This is a genomic window from Streptomyces boluensis, assembly GCF_009908195.1.
Lineage (GTDB): Bacteria > Actinomycetota > Actinomycetes > Streptomycetales > Streptomycetaceae > Streptomyces > Streptomyces boluensis.
The window spans coordinates 1-1,093 of sequence record NZ_JAAAHS010000731.1 but is presented as its reverse complement, the minus strand read 5'-3'; the positions used below and the strand labels follow the sequence as shown (position 1 = coordinate 1,093).

General features: G+C 71.9%; 1 protein-coding gene. It reads left to right on the top strand.

Annotated features, from left to right (window positions below):
- A partial coding sequence (locus GUY60_RS37785) for a sensor histidine kinase (protein ID WP_161706014.1) occupies positions 1-1,093 on the top strand: 1,093 nt, incomplete at both ends.

Sequence of the window (1,093 nt, the reverse complement as noted above, 5' to 3'; positions counted from 1 at the left end):
GGCGGGGTTGCCGACGGCGGTCGGGGTGGGGTTCGGCCTGGTGGTCGGCTCTGTTCTGGTGCTGCGGCGGCGGTGGCCGATCGCGGTGGTGCTTGTGTCGATCGGTGTGACGCCGGCGAACATGGGCTTCCTGCTGACGGTGGTCGGGCTCTACACGCTGGCCGCGTCGGAGGTGCCGCGGCGGATCACGGGTGCGCTGGCGGGGATGTCGCTGGCGGGCACGTTGATCGTGACGTTCGTCCGGTCCCGGCAGGACATGGCGGCGGGGGAGATCGAGCTGGGCGAGTGGTTCGTGCCGTTCGTCGCGGTGACGGCCTCGCTGGGAGTGACGGCGCCGCCGTTGCTGCTCGGCCTGTATGTGGGCGCCAGACGCCGGTTGATGGAGTCGTTGCGGGAGCGCGCGGACAGCCTGGAGCGGGAGTTGCAGCTCCTTGCGGAGCGGGCCGAGGAGCGGGCGGAGTGGGCGCGGAACGAGGAGCGCACGCGGATCGCCCGGGAGATGCATGACGTGGTGGCGCACCGGGTGAGCCTGATGGTGGTGCACGCGGCGGCGTTGCAGGCGGTGGCGCGGAAGGACCCGGAGAAGGCGGTGCGGAACGCGGCGCTGGTGGGGGACATGGGCCGGCAGGCGTTGACCGAACTGCGGGAGATGTTGGGGGTGTTGCGTACGGGGGAGCCGTTCCGGGCGCAGGCGCCGGTGCCGCCGTTGGCCGCGGTGGGGGTGGCTGCGGCTGCGGCGGCTTCGCGGGCGCGGGTCGAGGACGGTCCGTGTCTGGCGGATCTGGAGGAGTTGCTGGGGCAGTCCCGCTCGGCGGGTATGGCGGTGGATCTGTCGGTGGACGGGGTGCCGGTGGGTTATGCGGCGGAGGTCGAGCAGACCGCGTACCGGGTGATCCAGGAGGGGCTGACGAATGTGCACAAGCATGCGTCGGGTGCGAAGACGTATGTGCGGTTGGCGCACCGTGGGGGTGAGGTGGCGATGCAGGTGGAGAACGAGCCGCCGCCGGAGGATGTGCGGGACGACGCCCGGTTGCCGAGTGGGGGCAATGGTCTGCTCGGGATGGAGGAGCGGGTGCGGGCGTTGGGCGGGGTG